Annotated in this window: 1 protein-coding gene; it reads left to right on the top strand. The window is 39.5% G+C overall.

Annotation, left to right across the window (positions count from 1 at the left end; all coding sequences use genetic code 11):
- Positions 1 to 1,166 (top strand): lamin tail domain-containing protein (locus tag Q8907_17080; protein MDP4275984.1); only part of this gene is annotated, 1,166 nt, incomplete at both ends.

Below are 1,166 nucleotides of genomic sequence, written 5' to 3'. Positions count from 1 at the left end.
TGATCTTGACGGGAAGCAGTTGACGGGTTATGTTGTCGGAGTGAACTTGTCGGGTACTACGGATAAGCTTACCCTTTGGAAAATGGAGAAGGGACATATCGTGAGTGCTTTAATTAACGCCAACTTTGACTGGAACGCTTCAGATACTGTTGCTCTTGAAGTTACCCGCAGTTCTCAAGGATTGTGGGCCTTAAAATATAATATGTCCGGTGATTTTCAAAAACTTCTAACAGCAGGCAGTATGTCTGATACAAGTTTCAAAAGTAACGGATATTGCGGGTTATTGTATACTTTTACTCCTTCCCGTGCCGGCCAGCTTTGGGCTGATGATTTCTATGCCGGATTACCTGTTTTGGATACTATTCCTCCCAAATTGATTGAGTTGAAGGTACTGAATAACACGACTTTACAACTCCGCTTTTCAGAATATATTTCTAATCAATCGGCCGTAAATACAGGGAATTATCTTATCAATGGTTCTATACAGCCCGCGGTGGTTAAGCAGGATACTGCAGATGCTTCCCTGATTCTACTTTGTTTTGAAAAGCCCTTTGAAAAGAATTTAGCCCATACCCTAAATATAAGCCATCTAAGCGATCAAAATGGGAATATCATTAAAGATCCTGCTAACCAAATGTTTTCATATTGTCCTTTTGAAGCCCTTGAAGCAAGGCCTCTCTCAGAAAATCATCTGGTCGTATGCTTTTCGCAGGTTCCCGATACAAAAAATGTACTTCTGAAAAGCTGTTACCTATTGAAGGAAACCGGGAATACCCCGGATTCTGTATGGATAGATAAAGAGATTCCTGCAAGGATACATCTTAAATTTAATGTTGGTTTTATACATAAAAACCAATATTCTCTTTATGTTCATGGATTGTACAATTCAAATAAAGATACCCTCGAACCTGCCGTTTTGACTTTTTTTTGGTATAAGCCTCAGCCTTTTGATGTAGTGATCAACGAAATCATGGCAGATCCGGAGCCTTCGGCCGGATTACCCCAGGCTGAGTATATGGAATTATATAACAGAACGAAATATTCGATAAATCTTTCAGGTTGGGCCATGAATATAGGAGCTCAATCCATATCTTTTAGGGATGTGGCAATTGCTGCAAACGGTTATTTGATTTTATGCAGGGATACTTCTGTTTTTAATCAATATG

It is taken from the genome of Bacteroidota bacterium, from assembly GCA_030706565.1.
GTDB lineage: Bacteria > Bacteroidota > Bacteroidia > Bacteroidales > JAUZOH01 > JAUZOH01.
The sequence above is the reverse complement of the archived record's forward strand: the minus strand, read 5'-3'. Positions and strand labels throughout refer to the sequence as shown.